Source organism: Pseudomonas sp. SL4(2022), assembly GCF_026625725.1.
Classification (GTDB): domain Bacteria; phylum Pseudomonadota; class Gammaproteobacteria; order Pseudomonadales; family Pseudomonadaceae; genus Aquipseudomonas.
This window is the reverse complement of record NZ_CP113060.1, coordinates 925,331-941,504: the sequence shown is the minus strand read 5'-3', so window position 1 is coordinate 941,504 and position 16,174 is coordinate 925,331. Positions and strand designations below refer to the sequence as shown.

Below are 16,174 nucleotides of genomic sequence, written 5' to 3'. Positions count from 1 at the left end.
TGCTACTGGGCGAAATAGGTCGCCCAGAAGTAATACAGCGTCATCCCGCTGCCCACGCTGATCACCAGCAGGCGCAGGAACTTGGTCGGCAAACGCTGGCCCAGCGCACCGCCGGCATAGCCGCCTACGGTGGCACCCACCAGCAGAATCCCCAACTCATACCCGCTGACCCGCCCGGCGATGATAAAGGTTGCCGTGGCGACGCTGTAGATCACCGCCGAAATCAGGTTTTTCAGGGCATTGGCGCGGGCCAGTGGGTGGCCTTCGATGGAGAATGTCGCCAGTTGCAGGATGCCCATGCCGGCACCGAAGTAGCCACCATAGATCGACACGCCAATATGCGCGCTCAGTGACAGCGGGCTGTGCGGCGGTTGGGCGGCGTCGGCGCGACGTGCAGCCAGCCAGCGACTGAGCCTGGGGCTGGCGGCAAACAGCGCGGTGGCGGCCAGCAGCAGCCAGGGAATCAGTGTGGCAAAGAGCGCATCGCCGCCAAGCAGCAGCAACAGCCCGCCGGCTAAACCGCCAGCCAGTCCGGCCAGTAGCAACGGCAGCAGATAACGGCCAAGCGGGCGCAGTGTGTCGCGTGCCGCCCAGGCACCAGCCAGGCTGGCCGGCCATAGCGCCACGGCATTGGTGGCATTGGCCGTCACTGGCGGCAGGCCCGCCGCGAGCAGGGCCGGGAAGGAGAAAAAGGTCCCGCCACCGGCGAGGGCATTCATCCCGCCGGCAGCAAAACCGGCGGCAAGCAGAAGCAGAATATCTGGCACTGACATGAGGCTTCGTTCGTTTGGCTGACGAGGCAAGGTAAGGCCGCGCGTACGGCCCGGCCAAGTACACCAAGGTCCCGTTTCGCGACAGTGCGCTTATCTGTCGTAGGCGCTCAGCTGTTATCCGGGGCCATCGCCACCTGATTGCGGCCACTGTGCTTGGCCAGGTAGAGGCCCTCGTCGGCCTTAATGATCAGGCCCATTGGGTCGTTCCCCTCACTTGGCCTGAGGGTGGCGATACCAATGCTTACGCTGATGCATGAGCCCGGTTTCGGCCGCTCGTGGGGGATGCCGAGCGCCTCGATGGCGCGCCGGACCTTCTCGGCCTGCAGGCGTGCGCCACCGGAGGCGGTGCCTGGCATGATCACGGCGAACTCTTCGCCGCCATAGCGGGCCGCGAGGTCAGCGGCACGGGTGCAGCTGGTGCGTAAGGCCTCGCCCACCTGGCGCAGCACATCGTCGCCGGCCACATGCCCATACTGATCGTTGTAGGCCTTGAAGTAGTCGACGTCGATCATCAACAGAGACAGTTCGCTGTTGTCACGCTGGGCCCGGTGCCACTCGACTTCGATGTATTCATCCAGATAGCGGCGGTTGGCCAGGCCGGTGAGACCGTCGGATTTGATCAGCCGTTGCAGAACCAGGTTGGTGTCGAGCAATTGCTGCTGGCTTTCGCGCAAGGCACGGTAGGCCTCATCCCGCTGTTGCAGGGTAAGGTAGGAGCGCGAGTGGTAGCGGATACGCGCCAGCAGTTCAATCACATCCGGCAACTTCACCAGGTAGTCGTTGGCGCCAGCGGCGAACGCTGCGCTCTTGACCTTGGGGTCTTCCTTGGTCGACAGCACGATGATAGGTACATCACGCAGCCCCGGTGTGCTGCGGTACTGGCTGAGCAGGTCGAGGCCGTCGATGCCGGGCATGATCAGATCCTGCAGGATCACCGTGGGCTTGATCTGTTGGGCCACATGCAGGGCCTGGTGCGGGTCTGAGCAGAAGTGGAAGTCGATGTCGCTCTCTTCGCCCAGCGCTCGCCTTACTGCCTCGCCGATCATGGCTTGGTCATCGACCAGCAGCACCATCATCGAATAGTCGGGTATCCCTTGAGGAAACGGGGGATGCTCATGAGGCCGTTGCATGGCAGTACTCCATCATTTACTTCATCTGGTGCTGGCAAAGTGCTAGCGGTGGGTGCATCAACTCAAACGCTTGACTAGGCAAGGGGCAATCTTGTCCAGCGGCAGAATCTCCACGGCAGCTTCCAGGGCCGCCGCCGCCTTAGGCATACCATAGACCGCACAGCTGGCTTGGTCCTGGGCGATGGTGTGAAAACCGCGCTCACGCATCTGCTTGAGCCCGCATGCGCCGTCGCGGCCCATGCCGGTCAGCAGCACGCCGATGGCATCGCCGCACCAGTGGGTGGCCACGCTGTTGAAGAATACATCGATAGACGGACGGTAGACCTGATCGGCCGGTTCGCGGCGGTAGACCAGCCGCCCTTCGGGGGTCAAGTACAGGTGGTTGTTGGCGCCGGCCAGCAGCACTTCACCCGGTTGCAGCAGCTCGCCGTCCTGGGCCAGGCGCACAGGCAGGTGTGATTCGCTGGCCAGCCACTGCGCCATGCCTGCGGCAAACACCTCGTCGACGTGTTGCACCAGGACGATGCTGGCGGGAAACTTCGCCGGGATCTGCTGCAGCAATTCAACCAGCGAGGCCGGGCCGCCGGCCGAGGCACCGATGGCCACCAGGCGTTTGTCGCGCAGATCACTGGTCTTGGCTGGGGCCGAGGTGACGCTGCCTGAGGCCTTGTGCCCGATCATCCAGGCGATGTTGTGGATCTTGCGGCGGATCGCCGCGCCATCGAGCAGATGCTGCGGCCCGAGTGATGGCACGGCTACTACGTCCAGTGCGCCGGCGCCCATGGCATCGAACACCTGGGTCAGGTTGCGCTCGACATCGGCGGTGACGATCAGGATCGCGCAGGGGGTGTCGTGCATGATCCGTCGGGTGGCTTCGACACCGTTCATGCCGGGCATCAGCATGTCCATCAGCAGCAGGTCGGGGTGATCCTCGCGGCAGCGGCGCACGGCCTCTTCGCCATTCTCGGCGACCCAGATCAACTCGTACTGCGGCTCGGCAGCCAGCGCCCGGCGCAGGCTTTCGACGGCCAGCGGCATGTCGTTGGCGATTGCAATCCTCATTCGCGTGCCTCTCCAATCAGGGTCTGTACGGCATCCAGCAGTGCTTCGTCATGGAAGCTGGCCTTGGCCAGGTAATAGTCCGCCCCGGCTTCCAGGCCTTTGCGGCGGTCTTCTTCGCGGTCCTTGTAGGACACCACCATCACCGGTAGCGAGCGCAGGCGTGGGTCCTGGCGCAGCAGGTTGACCAGTTCGATGCCGTCCATGCGCGGCATGTCGATATCGGTGATCAGCAGGTCGAAGCTGCCTGCGCGCAGGGCGTTCCAACCGTCCATGCCATCGACGGCCACCTCGACCTGATAGCCGCGACTGAGTAGCAGTTTGCGTTCCAGCTCGCGCACGGTGAGCGAGTCATCCACCACCAGCACACGTTTGCTGCTGGCCTGACGGGTGCTGCCGCTGTGGTCAACACGCTCCAGATGGCCGCCGCCAAGCAGCTTGGCAACCGAGTTGAGCAGGTCATCGACATCCAGAATCAGCACTGGCGTACCGTCGTGCAGCAAGGCCCCGGCCGCCACGTCGCGGATCTTGCCCAGGCGTGGGTCCAGCGGCATCAGCACCAGGGTGTACTCACCAATAAACCGTTCGACCGCCAGGCCGTGGCAGCGCTCGCGGTCACGGATCATCACAATCGGGATGTCCGCCTCTTCGCTTTTTTGCTCGGCGCATTGCAGCAGCTGGGCGGCGGACAGCAGGCCGATGTGTTCGTTTTCGAGCCAGAAGTGCTGGCGCCCTTCGAGGTGAACAATCGCCTCACGCTGCAGGCGCAGCATGCGTTCAATCTGTGCCAGGGGAAAGGCATACGCCTCGCCGCCGATGCTCACCACCAACGCGCGGACCACTGACAGGGTCAGTGGCAGTTCGATATGGAACAGGCTGCCTTCGCCCTGGTGCTGTTGTAGGCGCACGTTGCCACGCATACGGCGGATTTCGTGCTGCACCACGTCCAGGCCGACACCCCGCCCGGAGATTTCAGTGACCTGCTGGCTCATGCTGAAACCGGGCAGGAAGAGGAAGGTCAGCAGCTCTTCCTCGCTCATCTGCGCCACCTGTTCGGCGGAGGTGAAGCGCCGCTCGATGATGGCCTGGCGGACCCGCTCCAGGTCAACCCCGCCGCCGTCATCGCTGACTTCCAGAATCAGCATGTTGGCGTGATGGCGCGCTTTGAGCAGCACCGTGCCTTCTTCGGGCTTGCCCTTGCGCACCCGCAGCGCCGGCGGTTCGATGCCGTGATCAACCGCGTTGCGCAGCAGATGGGTCAGTGGGGCCTCCAATCGTTCAAGAATGTCGCGATCGACCTGGGTGTGTTCGCCTTCAACCTCCAGGTGCACCTGCTTGCCCAGTGAACGTCCCAGGTCACGCAGCATGCGCGCCTGGCCGGTCAGCACGTCGGCAAACGGCCGCATGCGCGAGGCCAGGGCCAGGTCATACAGTTGCTGGGTGCGCTGGCCGCCATGCCAGGCGAAGTCATCGAACAGTTCCTGATGGCTCTGCAGTTGCTGCTGGCACTCCATCAGCAGGTGGCGGCCGTCGTTGAGCAGGGTTTCTATGGTGGGGCTGATTGGCAGGCCGAGCAGCTGTTCGCGTAGGCTTTCGTAGGTGCGCCGTGCGGCAGCCTGCTGGCGCTTGAGGCGGTGCAGGGAGTCGCTCAGTGGTTTCATGCGCTGGAACTCCACCAGCGATTTGCCCGACAGGTCGATCAGGTGGTCGAAGCGTTCGGCGGAAACGCGCAGCACCCGGCTGTACTCTTCGCTTGTCGGTTCAGTGGGCGGCTGCGTGGGCGCGGGTTGGGCGCTGGACGTCGGCTCGGTTGTCGGGGGCGCGGCAGTGGGCGGCTCACGCAGGGCCGGTACGGCTGCCCCGAGCAGTGCCTGCAGGCGTGAAGTGACGTGGTGGATCTGCGATTCAAGCTCGGTGTCGGGCAGTGCCTGGCCGATGCGCAACAGCAGGTCGGAGCCTTGCAGCAGGGCATCGATATGGTCTGGCAGCAGGCGCAGCAGACCTTCCTGGGCGGCCACCAGCAGGTCCTCCATGGCATGGGCCACTTTTACGCCACTGTCCAGGCCGACAATCCGTGAAGCCCCCTTGAGCGAGTGGGCGGCGCGCATGCAGGCTTCCAACTGCCCGGCATTCACCGGGTCACGCTCAAGAATCAGCAGGCCGGTATCCAGCACCTGTTTCTGCGCCTCCGCCTCCATGCGGAACAGCTCAAGCAGCGAGGCATCACGCATCTGATCCGGGGTCATGTCAGGCTCCTGATCATGGCGGCGAGCAGTTGTTCATCGTCGAGCAGGGTGATGCTCCTGCCGTCCCATTGCAGTACGCCAGCGCTGAAGCGGCTGATGGTGCGCTTGTCTTCCTGCACCGAGGCGCCGATCAATGCCAAGGGAATGCGCTGAATGCCGTTGACTTCATCAACCGGGCTGACCAGTGGTCCGGCGTTGGTTTCAAGGATCAGCATGCGCGGTGTGGCGCGTTTTTCCTGCGTACTTTCGCTGCGCTCCAGGCCCAGCACCTCACCCAGATTGAGGCATGCGACCAGCGTGCCGCGTACGTTGGTGACGCCCAGCAGGCTGCCGCTCTTTTGGTGCGGCAGAGTGTGAATGGGGGAGAGGGGCATCACTTCGGCCATGCGCCGGGTGGCCAGTGCCAGCCACTCTTCACCCAGGCGAAAGATCAACAGAGAACGCTGCTCACCCTGGTTTTCGCTGGCTTCAGCCTGGCCGTAGCCGCTGGCGTCCTGTTCCAGCACAGTGCCATAGCGGTCCAGCAGGGTGATCGCCGCAGCACTGTAGATCTCGCAGTTGCGGCAGTGGATGTGAGCGTCCAGGCGCGCGCAGCTCTTGTCACCGAATACGCCGATACGGTTCCAGCAGTCGTCAATTGGTGCCTGGTTCAGATCAGCATCCATCACGATGATTTACCTCCCTCCTGCGCACGCCGATACAGGCGCTGGGCCCCGCTCTGGTCGCCCTGGGTTTCCAGGTGGGCGGCCAGGTGGGTCAGTGCTTCGCGGTGCTGCGGGTCAAGATAGATGGCCTTGCGGTAATAACCACAGGCCTGTTCGCTGCGCTGCTCGACATCGCTGAGCAGGCCCAGCCAATAGAAGGCTTGGGCGCTCGGACCCGCTGTCTGCAGATGGCGTTCGCAGAGGCTGCGCGCTTGCTCGCAGTGGCCGGCGTTGGCCAGCTCGGCGACTTTATCCCAGGGTGTGCTGATGGGCGCTGGGGCTGGCATTGCAGGTGTTGGGGGGCGCGCTGGCACGCTGCTGCGCGGCGCTGTTGGCGGCCGTGGCGCAGGCTGGCGTGGCAGAACAGGCTGTGCCCGGCTGGGTGGCTTCAGGCTGATCGGTTTAGCGGTTTCGGCGGGCGCCAGGCGAAACGCAAAAGTTTGTTGCCGACCCAGGGCCTGCATTCCATTTTGTGTGGCCAGGCTGGCCTCGGCCGGGCCGATAAACATCACGCCTTGTGGTTGCAGCTGGCGCTTGAGCAGTTCCAGTACGCGCACCTGAGTGGTACGGTCGAAGTAGATCAGCAGGTTGCGGCAGAAGATGAAATCGTAGGCCGGTGTAGTGCTGAACAGGGCGCTGTCGAGCAGGTTGCCGCAGCGCAGTTGCACACGGCTTTTGACCCGTTCATGGAGTACAAAACTGTCGTTCTGGACGCGAAAGAAGCGCTCACGGAATGCCAGTGCGTCGCCGCGAAACGAATTGCGTCCGTAGATACCGCGGTTGGCCAGGGCCAGCACTTTGTCACTGACATCCAGGGCTTCAATCTGAAACTGCTCGGGCGCGAAGCCAGCATCGAGCAGGGTCATGGCGATCGAGTAGGGTTCTTCGCCGCTGGAGCAGGGCACGCTGATGATACGCAGCGGGCGCGCGGCGTTTAGCCGGGTGTGGCTCTCAACCGCCAGGGTGGCAAGGGCCTTGAATGACTCGGGGTAGCGGAAGAACCAGGTTTCCGGTACCACCACAGCCTCAACCAGCGCCTGCTGTTCTTTGGACGAACCGTTGAGGGTAATCCAGTAGTCTTCCAGGGCGCTCTTGTGTTGAGCATTCATGCGCTGGCGCACGGCGCGCTCGATCATGCTGCGGCCAACCGATTCGGCGTCAAGGCCGATGCGTGATTTCAGCAGGCGTTCGATTTGCGCAATCATGCTGGCGCATCCCCAGCCTGTTGCGCTGCCTTGAACAGCACGGCGCGCAGGGCGTCATCCAGCAGGCCCTGAACGTCGATGCGCTGGATCAGTCCGCGCTCATCCGCCTGCGTTGGCCCGAGGTAATCCGGCTGTGCGGCCTCCAGACCGCTGCTGGTAAAGGCATCGGCAGGCAGGCGCAGGGTGTTGGTGGCTTGTTCGAGAATCAGCCCGAGTAAGCAGGCGTGCGCCCCGCGTTGTGCATCGAAGTACACCAGCACCAGGCGGGTGCTATTGCGTTCCAGTGCTGGCCGTTTGAGCACGCGCTGGTTGAGATCCAGTACGGGAATCATCCGTCCGCGGTGCTGGAAAACCCCAGCCACCCACTCCGGGGTTTCCGGCACCTGCTTGAGCTGGCGCAGTGGCAACACCTCGGCAACCTCGCGGGCGCTGATGGCATAGCGATCTTCGCCCAGCTGGAATAGCAGGTGCAGCTCCCCCTTGGCTGATCCAGCAGTGGCGGCTTTGTGCATGGCTCAGACCTTGAAGCTGCTGACGCCAACCCGCAGGTTGCTGGCCACCTGATTCAGCTCGTCGATTGCCACGCCGGCCTGGCGCAGGCTGTCTACGGTCTGACTGCTGGCTTCGCTCAACTGCACCAGGGCCTGGTTGATCTGCTCGGCACCGGTTGACTGCGCCTGCATGCCCTCGTTGACCATCTGAATACGCGGTGCGAGGGCCTGCACTTGCTGAATGATCTGTGCCAGCTGGTCACCCATCTGCGCCATTTCGCCGATGCCGCGGCGAACTTCTTCGGAGAACTTGTCCATGCCCATCACCCCGGCCGATACCGCGGACTGGATCTCGCGCACCATTTGCTCGATATCGTAGGTGGCCACTGCGGTCTGATCGGCCAGGCGTCGCACTTCGACCGCTACCACGGCAAAGCCTTTGCCGTATTCGCCGGCCTTTTCCGCTTCGATGGCGGCGTTGAGGGAGAGCAGATTGGTCTGGTCCGCCACTTTGACGATGGTGGTGACCACGTGATTGATGTTACCGGCCTTCTCGTTGAGGATCGACAGTTTGCCGTTGACCACATCGGCGGCCCCCATGACCTGGCGCATGATTTCTTCCATGCGGCTCAGCCCCAGCTGGCCGGTGCCAGCGAGCATCGAAGTCTGTTCGGCGTTGTCGGACACCTCACCCATGGTGCGCACCAGGTCGCGTGAGGTGGCGGTGATCTCGCGTGAAGTGGCACCGATTTCCGTCGTGGTGGCAGCCGTTTCGGTGGCCGTGGCCTGCTGCCGGCGCGAGGTGGCGGCGATTTCGGTGACTGCGGTGGTCATCTGCACGGCCGAGCGCTGGGCGTGGCCGACCAGGGTCTTGAGTTCACCGACCATACTGTTGAAGCCAATTTCGATGGCGTTGAATTCATCATTGCGCTGCATATTCAGGCGCACGGACAGGTCGCCGCTTTCGAGGGTCTTGAGGGTGCTGACAATGTGGTCGATCGGACGGGTGATGGCTTGCAGCAGCAGCCAGCCACAGACCCCGGCTGCCGCAATGGTTAGCACAATGGCCAGCAGGATCTCGAGCTCCAGCGAGCGTACGGCGTCGCGGATAGCACTCGCGCTATGGTCGGCGAGGGTTCTGTTCAACTCGACCAGCTCGTTCAGGGTCTGCAGGCCCTGATCCCATTTCGGTAGCAGCTGTTCGGTGCTGAAACTATGGCCTTGGGGCTGTGGGCCGTCACGCAGAATGCCGATTAACTGGCTGTGCAGTAGCAGGTACTGGCGATGCTGTTGTTCGAACTGATCAGCCAGTTGCGCTTCGTTCTTATTGATATTGGTCTGCCGGTAGCGGTTTAACAGGTCATCAAGCGCGGCCTCAATGGCGGCGAACCGGGCCTGGGTGCTGGCGAGTGCAGCCGCATTGGTGCCATCGTCAAGGCCCAGCATCAGGTGATGGGTCTCCAGCACATGGTCGGCCCAGGCACTCTGGATCTTGCTGACGTAATAGACCCCGGGTAGGGCGTTGTCTTGCATCTGTGCGGTTTCGCCCTTGATCGACACCATGCGCACATAGGCTGTTGTGGCGAATAGCAGCAAGATGGTGATGAGGGCGGTGAAACTGGCGATGATGCGGGTGCGTACGGTTAACTTCATCCCTCTATCCTTCAGCTGCTGATGGAGCCGATAGTCGTGCGTGGTGATGGGTGAGCGGCCGCTCGCAATGGAGTGGCTGCGGTGATCGCGCTATTGGGGCCATGCTACTGGTCAGCCAGCGGCCAGCCAACCAGTTATAGCGCGTAACTCGCCGAGGCTCCGCCGCGCAGGCGTTGACGGCCCACGGTGTTGCCCGTCAGGGGCGTGGAGGGGCGTGCTTTGCGTGGTGCAGCAGCCTGTGCAATTCCTCTGGCACGGGCATCGGCCGGAAGGCGCTGCCCCGTGCCCGTCCGGTGTTGCCAACGGGCACCCAGATGCGCGAGGCCAGCAAGGCCGCGATCATCCGCGGCAGCTGGCCGGCCACTTCGCGGTAATCGCGTTGTTGCCAGCCGAGCGTGAGCATCAGCCAATGGCTTTTGGCATGCAACAGGGGGCGGCGCTGGGTGAGGATGTGCGCGCGTTCCAACCAGGCAAAAGCGGCAGCGCTGTTGTGCGCGCGCCTGGCCTGCTCGGCGTGCAGAAAGGCCTCGGTAATCGCCTGTTGCAGGGGAGCGTGCATGTGCGTGTGTACCTATTTTTTCAGCAGGCGCAGGCCGTTGAACACCACCAGCAGGCTGACGCCCATGTCGGCGAATACGGCCATCCACAGGGTGGCATGGCCGCTCAGGGTGACGGCGAGAAACAGCGCCTTGACCCCCAAGGCCAGGATGATGTTTTGCTTGAGAATGGCAGCGGTCTGCTGCGACAGGCGGATAAAGGCCGGAATCTTGCGCAGGTCGTCATCCATTAGCGCTACATCGGCGGTTTCGATGGCCGTGTCGGTACCGGCCGCCGCCATGGCAAAACCGATCTGCGCCTTGGCCAGCGCCGGGGCATCGTTGATCCCGTCACCCACCATGCCGACCACGCCGCCGTGTGCCTGCAGGGCTTCGATGGCCTGCTGTTTGTCCTCCGGCAGCAGGTTGCCGCGGGCTTCGTCGATGCCTACCTGTGCGGCGATGGCGGTTGCCGTGTGTGGGTTGTCGCCAGTCAACATGCTGGTTTTCACGCCGAGGGCATGCAGCTGGGCGATGGCCTCGCGGCTGGATGCCTTGACGGTGTCGGCCACGGCAAACAGCGCCAGTGCGCGGCTGCTGTCGCACAGCACGACCACGCTCTTACCTTGCCGTTCGAGGTGTTCGAGGGTGGCTTCCAGCTCGGCTGAGCACAGGCCCCGTTCCTCCACCAGGCGGTGATTGCCCAGGTAAAGCGCGGTGCCGTCGATGCTGCCGTGAACACCGCGACCGGGCAGGGCGGCAAAACCTTCCACGGCCTGAGTGGGCAGGCCCTCGGCGAGAGCCTGTTGGGCGATGGCCTGGGACACCGGGTGATCCGAGCGGCTGGCCAGGCTCGCGGCGTGGCGGCGGTAGCGATCACTGTCCAGCGTGTGCAGCGCCAGGTAGTCGGTTTGCACCGGCTTGCCGTGGGTGAGGGTGCCGGTTTTGTCGAGGGCCAGGTAGTCCAGCTTGGCTGCGCTCTCCAAATAGACCCCACCCTTGACCAGGATACCTTTGCGCGCGGCGGCGGCCAGGCCACTGACGATGGTCACTGGGGTCGAGATCACCAGCGCGCAGGGACAGGCCACCACCAGCAGCACCAGGGCGCGGTAGATCCAGTCATACCAGGGCGCTGCCAGCAGCAGCGGCGGTAACAGCGCAACCACCAGGGCCAGGAGAACCACCAGCGGGGTGTAGACCCTGGCGAACTGGTCGACAAAGCGCTGGGTCGGGGCGCGGGAGCCCTGCGCTTGTTCAACCGCGTGAATGATCCGCGCCAGCGTGGTGTTGGCGGCAGCGGCCAGCACGCGGTATTCCAGCGCGCCGGCCTGGTTGATGGTGCCGGCAAACAGCGGATCGCCGACGGTCTTTTCCACTGGCAGGCTTTCGCCGGTAATCGGCGCCTGGTTGACGGTGGAGTGGCCGACGAGCACTTCACCATCCAGGCCAATGCGCTCGCCAGGGCGCACCCTGATGCGGGCGCCGAGCGCGACGCTGTTGAGTGCCACCTCGCGCCAGCTGCCGTCAGCCTGCTGCACGGTAGCGCGCTCGGGCGTCAGGTCCATCAGGCCGCGAATGGCATTGCGCGCACGGTCCAGAGACTTAGCCTCGATCAGTTCCGCCACGGCGAACAGGAACATGACCATGGCCGCCTCTGGCCACTGGCCGATTAGCACCGCGCCGGTAACGGCAATGCTCATCAGCGCGTTGATGTTCAGGTTGCGGTTTTTCAGGGCGATCCAACCCTTCTTGTAGGTGCCCAGGCCGCACAACAGAATGGCCAGCAAGGCCACGGCTGCGACCACCCATTGCGGGGCCAGCGCGGCAAAGTGCAGGACTTCGGCGCTCAGCGCCGCCACCCCGGACAGTCCCAGCGGCCACCAGGGTTTCTTGTGTGGTGGCTGGGCGGGTGGCCGTTCAGCGCTCAGCGGCTCGGCCTGCATACCCAGCGCGTGGATCGCGGCCACAATCGGCGTAGTGGAGGGCAGGCGGTGCCAGACCCCGAGCACGCGGTTGATCAGGTTGAACTCAAGGCGTTCGATCCCGGCGAGCGCGTACAGACGCTGCTCAATCAGCGCCTGCTCGGTTGGGCAGTCCATCTGCTCGATGCGAAACTGGCTGAACAGGGCACCGTCCAATACGCCTTCGCGTGGCGGTGCAGTGGCGATGGCGTCCGCTTTTGGCGGGTGATGGTGGCCGCAGCAATCATTCATCAGGCGATCCTCGTTAGACGATGGAGTAGAGTGAACACCCTGAAGCCACTACAGGGTCAAGCACCTGTGAGCGAGGTTGTCATGAAGATTGGAATGCTGGCCAAACTGGCCGATTGCCCGGTTGAAACGGTGCGCTACTACGAGCGCGAAGGGTTGTTGCCGGCCCCGGCTCGTACCGAGGGCAATTACCGCCTGTATAGCAGTGAGCACCTGGAGCGGCTGACCTTTATCCGCAACTGCCGCACGCTGGACATGACCCTGGATGAAATCCGCCGCCTGTTGGCGCTGATGGATCACCCCGAGCCGAACTGCGAAGGCGTCAACAGCCTGGTGGATGAGCATATCCGTCATGTTCAGGCACGGGTCACCAGTCTGCTGGCGCTGCAGCAGCAACTGATCGACCTGCGCCATCGCTGTGCATCTGAGCAGGGCGTAGAGGCCTGCGGCATTCTCCAGCAACTGAACAGCAGCGGCGGAGTCAGCGCGCTGCCAGATGACGGCCACTCGCATGTGGGCAAAAGCCATCGGCACTGAGGTGCTGGCATTTTGCGCTGATTCACAGTTTGTCGGGGCATCTCATATACTCCGGGGCACTCTTGGCCCCGCCCGCAAGCCGCATCGGCTTCCAGCAATAAGGGAGCGCTCTGCACGTGATGCGTCTGTTGCGACTGATCATTCTGCTGCTACTGCCGGCCTGGCCGGTGTATGCCGATACACTCAGCGACTTGCGTCAATGGGACCCGCAGCAGCAGGCGACTCAGCCATTGTCGGGACAATGGCGGCTGACTTGGCTGGAGCCGGAACAGGCCGAGCAGTTTGTAACCCTGCCCTTTACCTGGGACCAGGGCACGGATAAACCCTGGGGGGCGGTGGGCTTCGGGCGTATCGAACTGCGCAGCGAGGTTCTGCTGCCGGCGCATTCCAGACAGCTGGCGCTTTATTTTGACGACCTCAAGTCTGCCGCGCGTATCTGGGTGGATGGCGTGCTGGTGCTGCAGCTGGGCCGCCCCGGTGATGCACACGATGAGATTCCGCGCTTACAACCCGCCATCGTGCCACTGCCGCTGGGACAGGCGCGGGTGAAGTTGCGGGTGGAATTGTCCAATCACTTCCACCACGAGGGTGGCGTCGACATGGTCGTGCGTGCCGGCACGCTGCAGGCGTTGCAGCTGGACAACAGCCGGCAGCGAGCGTTGTACCTGCTGACCGTTGGTGCGGCATTCATGATGGCCTTGTTTATGGGGCTGATGGACCGCGGGGCAGCCCGCTCCCTGGGCGGCGCGCCTTTTGCGGCCATTCTGATTCTGGCGGGCATGCGCGCGGTCTCCAGCGGCGGGCTGCTGGACTATTACCTGGAGTGGCCCGCGTTGTGGGTTTACCGGCTGGAGTACCTGTCCGGTCATCTGTTTGCTCCCGCCTATGGTCTGTTGCTGCTGCGCTTGTTTCCCGCTGAGCTGTCGCGGCATGTCCTGCGCCTGATGCTGGTGGTCGGCGCGCTGGGGGCTGCGGCAACGCTGCTGTTGCCGGCATCCTTCTTTACCCTGCTGCGTGATCCCTGCGCCCTGTGGTTGCTGCTCAGCGAGCTGTATTTTCTCGCCGCGTTGCTGCTGGCGGCCCGGCGACGCCGGCCGGGGGCGCTCGGCGTATTGCTGGGCATGCTGGTGCTGGATTTCACCATCGTCAACGACCTGATGATGTATTCCCTGAGTGTGCCCACGCTTAATCTGATACCGCTCGGCGTGCTGTTTTTCCTGTTGTCACATGGTCTGGTGGTCGGCAGCCGGGTGACGGCAGCACTGCGGCGGAGCAATGAGTTGCGCGAGGACTTGCAGCGTCTCAATGCCTCGCTGGAAGCCCGCGTCGAGGAACGCACCGCGGCCTTGGCCGTTGCCCGCGATCAGGCGTTGCATGAAGCTCGGCAGTCGCTGGAACGGCAGGCCATGCTCAGCCATGAACTGCGTACGCCGCTGGTGGCCATTCAGGGGCATCTGCAGCTGCTGGGGCGCGATGCGCTGGGGCGCGAACAGGCTCAGCGCCTCGAGACGGTGCAGGTTGCTGCCCAGAGCCTGACGGATGTACTCGACGGACTGATGCTCTTGTCGCGTGCCGAAAAACTGGAACTGCCGCCAGCCCAGGTGTTTTCCCCCGTGCGGTTGGTCGAGGAGTGTGCGGCGATCTTCCGGCCGCAAGCCGAAGTGCGTGGTCTTAGTCTGCTGACCCGATGTGCAGCGGATCTGCCGGCGTTTGTGCTGGGCAATCCGCAACCGTTGCGGCAAGTGCTCTACAACCTGCTGGGTAATGCACTCAAGTTTACCCAGGCGGGATATGTGGAAATCAGCCTGACGTGCCGTGGCAGCGGGCTGGCGCTGCGAGTGACGGACACTGGCCCGGGGATTCGTGAGGAGCTGCAGCCGAGAATATTTGAAGCCTTTGTCCGTGACCCTCAAGCGGATCAGGCGGGTATAGGCCTGGGTCTGTACATCAGCGCGCGGCTGGCGGAGCTCATGGGTGCCACCCTGGCACTGCAAAGTACAACCGGTAAAGGCACCTGCATCGACTTGTGGTTGCCCTGGCAGGCGGCCGCCGAACCCGAACCGGGCGAGGATGGCCTGGCGCAGTTGCAGGGCCTGCGTGTGTTGCTGGTCGAGGATGTCGAGGTCAATCGTCTGGTCACTGCAGAGCTGCTGGAAGACTGGGGCTGTGAGGTCAGCACCGCCAGTTGTGGCGTGGCGGCGGTTGATGCCTGCGCCGCCAACACCTTTGATCTGGTTCTGATGGACATGCGCCTGCCCGACATCGATGGCTTGACGGCCAGCCGCCGCATTCGTCAGCAGGCGCATGGCCGCGGGCCGATGTTGGTGGCGCTGACGGCCAACGCCCGTGACTTGCATCCGGATCAGTGGCGAGCAGCCGGATTAACGGCGGTACTGGCTAAACCGTTGCGTCGCCACGAGTTCCTGGCGTTGGTTGAAACCTGGGAGCAACCGTCCGGGACACCGGCTGAAACAAGTGAGGATATTTCTGAAGCCCGGTTGGATGTACTGCGCGGCTGGTTGGGTGCCGCGCTGTTTGATCGACTGCTGCCGACGCTGGTGGACTCCTTGCAACAGGTACGTGACGCCCTGGCGGCGCTGGGGCCTGCGGATGTTCCGGCGGAACAGGTGGCCGTGATCTGTCATCGCCTGCGCGGCAGCGCCCTCAATTTCGGCCTCGACAGCCTGGCACGGGCGGCCGAACAGACCGAACGGCTGAGTCAGGTGCCGGCCTTGCTGGTCTTGCTGGACCGCCACCTGCAGCTGTTGCGCGAGCGTTTGCAGCAGGAGCACGGTCATGAGTGAGGCCGGGTGCATTTGCTGGCAACTGGCCGGTACTTTGCGGCAGAATCGCCGGCTTGAGCCCAGGGAGTAGGTCAATGGTCGACAAATTGGTCGTCGTTGAAGATGCGCCGGAAATCCGCGAGATGATGGTGCTTTACCTGCAGAATGCCGGCTATGAGGTCTATGCCACTGATTCCGGGCAGCAATGCCTGGCGCTGGTGGAGCGTTTGCGGCCCGCGCTGGTGTTGCTCGATATCGGTTTGCCGGATATCGATGGCCTGACCATCACCGCGCAACTGCGGCGCAGCCAGCCCAACCTGGGGGTGATCCTGGTCACCGTGCGTGACGAAGACTACGACCGGGTGGTCGGGTTGGAAGCAGGTGCCGACTGTTACCTCACCAAACCGCTGAACCTGGGAATCCTTCTGGCTCAGGTGCGCAGCCTGCTGCGTCGCTGTGGCGGCGGAGAACGCGAGGCTGATTTCAGCCTGAGTCTGGGACGTTTCCGGGTCGATCTGTTACGCCGGCATATTCTCGATCCGCAGGGGAATGATGTCAGCCTCACGCCTGGTGAGTTTGCCCTGCTGATCGGTCTGATCGAGCGGCGTGGCCGAGCGGTTAACCGTCATGATCTGCTGGCCTGTTTGCGTCGCGGTCAGGACGTGGGCGAGGAGATCGATGTGCGCACGGTGGATGCTCTGGTGGTGCGTTTGCGCCGCAAACTTGAGCTCAGCCCCAATCGTCCGCAATTGATCCTGACCGTCTACGGCAAGGGGTATCGGTTGGTGGGGGAGGCTGAAATAACCCACGAAAAGCTCAATTGAGCCGCATTGTGAACAGAGGTTCA

Annotated in this window: 13 protein-coding genes; 3 read left to right on the top strand and 10 right to left on the bottom strand. The window is 63.4% G+C overall.

Annotation, left to right across the window (positions count from 1 at the left end; translation table 11 throughout):
- Positions 1–2: 2 nt before the first annotated feature.
- The 10 genes from OU997_RS04380 to OU997_RS04335 form a co-directional block, all read right to left on the bottom strand.
- Complete coding sequence (locus OU997_RS04380; RefSeq protein WP_267809206.1) at positions 3–773, bottom strand: sulfite exporter TauE/SafE family protein; 771 nt, start codon at positions 771–773, stop codon at positions 3–5.
- Positions 774–880: 107 nt separating this feature from the next.
- Positions 881–1,903, bottom strand: coding sequence for a response regulator (locus OU997_RS04375; RefSeq protein ID WP_267809205.1), 1,023 nt, complete (start codon positions 1,901–1,903; stop codon positions 881–883).
- Positions 1,904–1,960: 57 nt separating this feature from the next.
- Positions 1,961–2,965 carry a chemotaxis response regulator protein-glutamate methylesterase gene (locus OU997_RS04370; RefSeq protein WP_267809204.1) on the bottom strand — a complete coding sequence of 335 codons (1,005 nt, stop codon included), beginning with the start codon at positions 2,963–2,965 and terminating at the stop codon, positions 1,961–1,963.
- Positions 2,962–5,208 (bottom strand): hybrid sensor histidine kinase/response regulator, encoded by a 2,247-nt coding sequence (locus OU997_RS04365; RefSeq protein WP_267809203.1) that lies wholly within the window; start codon positions 5,206–5,208, stop codon positions 2,962–2,964. The genes OU997_RS04370 and OU997_RS04365 overlap by 4 nt, the downstream gene beginning before the upstream one ends.
- Complete coding sequence (locus OU997_RS04360) at positions 5,205–5,873, bottom strand: chemotaxis protein CheW (RefSeq protein ID WP_108487568.1); 669 nt, start codon at positions 5,871–5,873, stop codon at positions 5,205–5,207. The genes OU997_RS04365 and OU997_RS04360 overlap by 4 nt, the downstream gene beginning before the upstream one ends.
- Positions 5,873–7,117 carry a CheR family methyltransferase gene (locus OU997_RS04355; RefSeq protein ID WP_267809202.1) on the bottom strand — a complete coding sequence of 415 codons (1,245 nt, stop codon included), beginning with the start codon at positions 7,115–7,117 and terminating at the stop codon, positions 5,873–5,875. Before OU997_RS04355 ends, OU997_RS04360 begins: the two co-directional genes overlap by 1 nt.
- The gene (locus OU997_RS04350) at positions 7,114–7,629 is read right to left on the bottom strand and encodes a chemotaxis protein CheW (protein WP_267809201.1); all 516 of its coding nucleotides are present in this window, start codon (positions 7,627–7,629) and stop codon (positions 7,114–7,116) included. The genes OU997_RS04355 and OU997_RS04350 overlap by 4 nt, the downstream gene beginning before the upstream one ends.
- Before the next feature lie 3 nt (positions 7,630–7,632).
- Positions 7,633–9,261 (bottom strand): methyl-accepting chemotaxis protein, encoded by a 1,629-nt coding sequence (locus OU997_RS04345; protein ID WP_267809200.1) that lies wholly within the window; start codon positions 9,259–9,261, stop codon positions 7,633–7,635.
- Positions 9,262–9,457: 196 nt separating this feature from the next.
- The gene (locus OU997_RS04340) at positions 9,458–9,820 is read right to left on the bottom strand and encodes a DUF3703 domain-containing protein (protein WP_267809199.1); all 363 of its coding nucleotides are present in this window, start codon (positions 9,818–9,820) and stop codon (positions 9,458–9,460) included.
- Between the two features lie 12 nt (positions 9,821–9,832).
- On the bottom strand, positions 9,833–12,010 hold the full coding sequence (locus tag OU997_RS04335; protein ID WP_420713237.1) for a heavy metal translocating P-type ATPase: 2,178 nt from the start codon (positions 12,008–12,010) through the stop codon (positions 9,833–9,835).
- Positions 12,011–12,091: 81 nt separating this feature from the next.
- Between OU997_RS04335 and cadR the strand changes: the two genes are divergently transcribed.
- From cadR to OU997_RS04320, 3 genes are all read left to right on the top strand, one after another.
- Positions 12,092–12,544 (top strand): Cd(II)/Pb(II)-responsive transcriptional regulator, encoded by a 453-nt coding sequence (gene cadR, locus OU997_RS04330; protein ID WP_267809198.1) that lies wholly within the window; start codon positions 12,092–12,094, stop codon positions 12,542–12,544.
- Between the two features lie 119 nt (positions 12,545–12,663).
- Positions 12,664–15,348 (top strand): ATP-binding protein, encoded by a 2,685-nt coding sequence (locus OU997_RS04325; RefSeq protein WP_267809859.1) that lies wholly within the window; start codon positions 12,664–12,666, stop codon positions 15,346–15,348.
- A gap of 74 nt (positions 15,349–15,422) precedes the next feature.
- Positions 15,423–16,151, top strand: a complete 729-nt coding sequence (locus tag OU997_RS04320) for a response regulator transcription factor (RefSeq protein WP_267809197.1) — start codon at positions 15,423–15,425, stop codon at positions 16,149–16,151.
- Positions 16,152–16,174 lie beyond the last annotated feature (23 nt).